6 protein-coding genes and 1 pseudogene are annotated in these 4,043 nt (G+C 68.0%); all 7 read right to left on the reverse strand.

All coding sequences use genetic code 11. The features are described from left to right. Nucleotides 1-33 precede the first annotated feature (33 nt). Complete coding sequence (locus Q0U08_RS18350; RefSeq protein WP_298093123.1) at nucleotides 34-390, reverse strand: dihydroneopterin aldolase; 357 nt, start codon at nucleotides 388-390, stop codon at nucleotides 34-36. Next, a complete protein-coding gene (locus tag Q0U08_RS18355; protein WP_298093125.1) occupies nucleotides 387-1,130 on the reverse strand; it encodes an SDR family oxidoreductase in 744 nt (247 codons plus the stop codon). The genes Q0U08_RS18350 and Q0U08_RS18355 overlap by 4 nt, the downstream gene beginning before the upstream one ends. Beyond that, nucleotides 1,127-1,753, reverse strand: a complete 627-nt coding sequence (gene folE, locus Q0U08_RS18360; RefSeq protein ID WP_298093126.1) for a GTP cyclohydrolase I FolE — start codon at nucleotides 1,751-1,753, stop codon at nucleotides 1,127-1,129. Before folE ends, Q0U08_RS18355 begins: the two co-directional genes overlap by 4 nt. Continuing rightward, entirely contained in the window at nucleotides 1,750-2,604 is an 855-nt protein-coding gene (fghA, locus tag Q0U08_RS18365) for an S-formylglutathione hydrolase (RefSeq protein WP_298093128.1), read from the reverse strand. Before fghA ends, folE begins: the two co-directional genes overlap by 4 nt. Then, nucleotides 2,601-3,467, reverse strand: coding sequence for a formyltetrahydrofolate deformylase (gene purU / locus Q0U08_RS18370; protein ID WP_298093131.1), 867 nt, complete (start codon nucleotides 3,465-3,467; stop codon nucleotides 2,601-2,603). The genes fghA and purU overlap by 4 nt, the downstream gene beginning before the upstream one ends. Further along, complete coding sequence (locus Q0U08_RS18375; protein WP_298093129.1) at nucleotides 3,464-3,850, reverse strand: VOC family protein; 387 nt, start codon at nucleotides 3,848-3,850, stop codon at nucleotides 3,464-3,466. Before Q0U08_RS18375 ends, purU begins: the two co-directional genes overlap by 4 nt. 22 nt (nucleotides 3,851-3,872) lie before the next feature. Then, nucleotides 3,873-4,043, reverse strand: a pseudogene (locus Q0U08_RS18380) (VOC family protein); the annotation flags it as partial.

The raw sequence follows: 4,043 nt of genomic DNA on the forward strand, positions 1-4,043 counted from the left end.
TCACATTTCTGCACTTTTTCCGTCAAACACCCGTCACACACGCCTCCTCACCACCTCACACCCAACCTGCGCGTCGGGATAGATGTCGGTCTTCATCGACCGGACCCGCACCTGAACGACGCGGTGATCGTGCAGGCAGAGCGCAGCCACTGCGTCGCAAAGCGTTTCCTGCAATGCAAAGCCGGGGCCATCCGCCAGCGCCTTCACACCCTCGCGGACAAAGTCATAGTCGAGCACCGCCTCGATCCGGTCCGCGGTCGGGGCGTCGTCATAAGCCAGGTCCATCCACACCGAGATGCGCACGGGTTGCGGCGTCGCTTCATGCGGGTGGATGCCCAGCCGCATCGTCACCGCCAGATTTTCGACGATGATCGTGTAGGTCGCGCTCACCTGCGCCCCTCGAACATCACGTCACCGTCGCGCGGCAGGAACCGTTGCCCGCAATCGACGAACAGGTTCTGGCCGCTGAGCCCCCTTGCGGTCATCAGGAAAGCGACCGCGGCCGCCACCGCATCGGCACCGACCGGACGGCGCAACAGGTTCTTCGACGCCGCAGCGATAAACTCGTTCTCGCTCTGGTCGCCGCTCGGCAGCGTCAGGCCCGGCGAGACCGCATTGACCGCGACACGCGGGGTCAGTGCCTGGGCCAGCATCGCCGTGGCCCCCTCCAGCGCGATCTTGCCGCAGCTATAGGAAAAGAAATCCGGATTGAGGTTCGCGACCTTCTGGTCGAGCAGGTTCACGACCGCACCGTCCGCCACATCGTCCTGCCGCGCCAGCGCCGCCGCCAGCATGGCGGGCGCACCGCAGCCGATCGCGGTCAGCCGCGTCATCAATGCCGGGTCGATCACCGGCGGCCGGTCGAATTCAAAGGCGGACGCGCTGTTCACCAAGCCGTCGATCGGCCGCCCCGCCTCGGTTCGCGCGCGCAGAAACATGCCGTCGATCCCAGCAAGGTCGCTGAGATCCCCCTGCACTGTCGTCGCGCCCAGCTCCTGCGCCAGCGCGGCCGCCGTGTCGCCCGATCCGTTGTAGTGCAACACCAGCCGGTGACCGTCCGCCGCCAGCCGCCGGGCGATCACCACCCCCAGCCGCTTCGCCGCGCCGGTCACCAGCACCGTGCGGATCATGCAGGCCGCCCCATCAGTGCCAGCACCTCCTTGCGGCTGCGATCGTCGTCCCGGAACACGCCCATCATCCGGCTGGTCACCATTGCGACGCCCGGCGTGCGCACGCCGCGCGCCGTCATGCAGGCATGCGTCGCCTCGATGACGACCGCGACGCCCAGCGGCTTGAGGTTATCCCAAATGCAGTCCGCCACCTCCGCGGTCAGCCGCTCCTGCACCTGCAACCGCCGGGCAAAGCCGTGCAGCACCCGCGCCAGCTTGGAAATGCCGACGACATGGTTGCGCGGCAGATAGGCGATGTGCGCGACGCCGATGATCGGCGCCATGTGATGCTCGCAATGCGACTGGAAGGGGATGTCCTTCAGCAGCACGATCTCGTCATAGCCGCCCACTTCCTCGAACACGCGCGACAGGTGGATGGCGGGATCGTCGGCATAGCCCGCGCAATATTCCCGCCACGCCCGCGCCACGCGCTTCGGCGTATCGACCAAGCCTTCGCGCGTGGGGTCGTCGCCCGCCCATTCGATCAGCGTGCGGATTGCGTCGGCGACGTGGGGCGGGACGGGAAGCTTGCCGTCGGGGGCGACGAGGTCGCCATCCTCGGGGTCGCCGGGTGCGACGGTCATTGGGGGTCCTTTGCGTAAAGCCGCGCCGCCGCCCAGGCGACATGGTCGGCCATGAAGGTCGAGATGAAGTAATAGCTGTGGTCGTAGCCCGGCTGCATCCGCAAGCTCAGGTCGATCCCCGCCGCCGCGCAGGCATCGCGCAGCCGGTCGGGCTGGAGCTGTTCGGCCAAAAACTGGTCCGCATCGCCCTGATCGACCAATATCTCCGGCAGGCGCGCGCCATCCTCGATCAGCGCCACCGCGTCATGCTGGCGCCACACCGATCGGTCGCTGCCCAGATAGCCGCCCAGCGCCTTCTCGCCCCACGGCACCTGCGACGGCGCGACGATCGGGGCGAAGGCGCTGACCGAACGGAAGCGATCCGGATTGCGCAAGGCCAGGGTCAGCGCACCATGTCCCCCCATCGAATGACCGGTGATGCCCTGCCGCGCCAGATCCGCCATCGGAAACTCCGCCGCGATCAGCGCGGGCAGCTCGTCCTCGATATAGGAACGCATGCGGAAATGCGGCGCCCAGGGTTCCTCCGTCGCATCGACATAGAAGCCGGCCCCCTGCCCCATGTCATAGGCGTCGTCATTGGCGACGCCCTCACCCCGCGGGCTGGTATCGGGTGCCACGAAGATCACCTTGTGCTCCGCGCAAGGTCCGCGATACTCGCCCTTGTCGGTGACGTTGGCATGCGTGCAGGTCAGCCCGGAGAGATACCAGAGCACCGGCAACCGCTCCCCCGCCTCGTGCGGGGGCACGTAGACCGAAAAGGTCATCGGCGTTCCCGTCGCATGGCTGTCATGCCGGTACACGCCCTGCGTGCCGCCGAAAGCCGTGTTGGTCGATATCGTTTCCATCGTCATCGGAATACCACCGTCCGGTTGCCGTTCAGAAAGACGCGCCGCTCGCCCACCCAGGCGACCGCGCGCGCCAGCACCTGCGCCTCGATATCGCGGCCGATGCGGATCAGGTCGTCCACGCCCGCGCGGTGGTCGACGCGCTCCACCGCCTGTTCGATGATCGGCCCTTCGTCCAGATCGGCGGTCACGAAATGCGCAGTCGCCCCGATCAGCTTCACCCCGCGGGCATGGGCGCGGTGATACGGTTGCGCGCCCTTGAAGCCGGGCAGGAAGCTGTGATGGATGTTGATGCAGCGCCCCGCCAGCGCCGCCACCAGCCGCGGCCCCAGCACCTGCATGTAGCGCGCCAGCACCAGATAATCCGCCCCCGACGCGCCCATCAGGTCGATGATCGCCCCTTCCTGCGCGTCGCGATTGTCCGCCCCCACCGGCAGGTGATGCCAGGGCAATCCATGCCACTCGACCAGCGGCCGCAGCGCATCATGGTTGGACAGCACACCGACGATCTCGACCGGCAGCGTATTGGTGCGCCAGCGGTGCAGCAGATCGTTCAGGCAATGCGAGCCCTTGGACACCGCCACCAGCACACGCGGCCGGTCGCCGGGGCTCGCCAGCCCCCAGTCGAAGCCGAACCGCTCGGCCACCGGCGTCAGCGCGGCGGCGATCGGCTCGCGCGCCGCCGGAAACCCCGCCCCGCCGCGCCCGAACACGACGCGCATGAAGAAGCGCCCCGTCTCCAGATCGGCATATTGCTGGCTGTCGAGGATGAAGCCGTCGATCCCCGCCAGCGCCCCGGCCACCGCCGCGACGATGCCCGTCCGGTCCTGGCATTGCAGCGTCAGGACGAAAGGCGCCTCCCCGCTCATGCCGCCGGCATCGGACAGGCCATGCACAGCTTGTTGCCGTCGGGATCGCGCAGATAACCGGTATAGGCCGGCCCCAGCCCGGTCTTGCGCGGGCCGACCGGCTCCTCCGTCGCGCTGCCGCCCTCTGCCAGCCCGGCCGCGTACCACGCATCGACCTGTGCCGGATCGACCGCGCGAAAGCCGATCGTGCCGCCATTGGCATGCGTCGCCGGTTCGCCGTCGATCGGCCGGGTCACGATGAAGACCGCACCCGAATGCCGATAGAAGACGCGCCCCCGCCCGTCCTCCATGCCCGGCTTCCCACCGATCGCGCCGAACAGCGCGTCATAGAAGCGCTTCGACCGGGCCAGATCGTTCGAGCCCACCATGATATGCGTGTACATGCCGCCCCTCCCCGATGGACCGTCAACCCGCCGCGACCAGATGCCGGGCGCACAGCTTGTTGCCGCTAGGATCGCGCAGATAGGCCAGATAGACCTTGCCGATCGGCGGATGGCGATAACCCGGCGGATCCTCGATCGCGGTGCCGCCATGCGCCAGCCCCGCCGCATGCCAGGCATCGGCCTGTTCGGGCGA

The organism is uncultured Sphingomonas sp. (assembly GCF_946477935.1).
Lineage (GTDB): Bacteria > Pseudomonadota > Alphaproteobacteria > Sphingomonadales > Sphingomonadaceae > Sphingomonas.

Excerpts from the sequence above, each read along its gene's own strand:
- Q0U08_RS18355 (WP_298093125.1), bottom strand. The coding sequence starts at position 1,130 with ATGATCCGCACGGTGCTGGTGACCGGCGCGGCGAAGCGGCTGGGGGTG.
- folE (WP_298093126.1), bottom strand. The coding sequence starts at position 1,753 with ATGACCGTCGCACCCGGCGACCCCGAGGATGGCGACCTCGTCGCCCCC.
- fghA (WP_298093128.1), bottom strand. The coding sequence starts at position 2,604 with ATGACGATGGAAACGATATCGACCAACACGGCTTTCGGCGGCACGCAG.
- purU (WP_298093131.1), bottom strand. The coding sequence starts at position 3,467 with ATGAGCGGGGAGGCGCCTTTCGTCCTGACGCTGCAATGCCAGGACCGG.
- Q0U08_RS18375 (WP_298093129.1), bottom strand. The coding sequence starts at position 3,850 with ATGTACACGCATATCATGGTGGGCTCGAACGATCTGGCCCGGTCGAAG.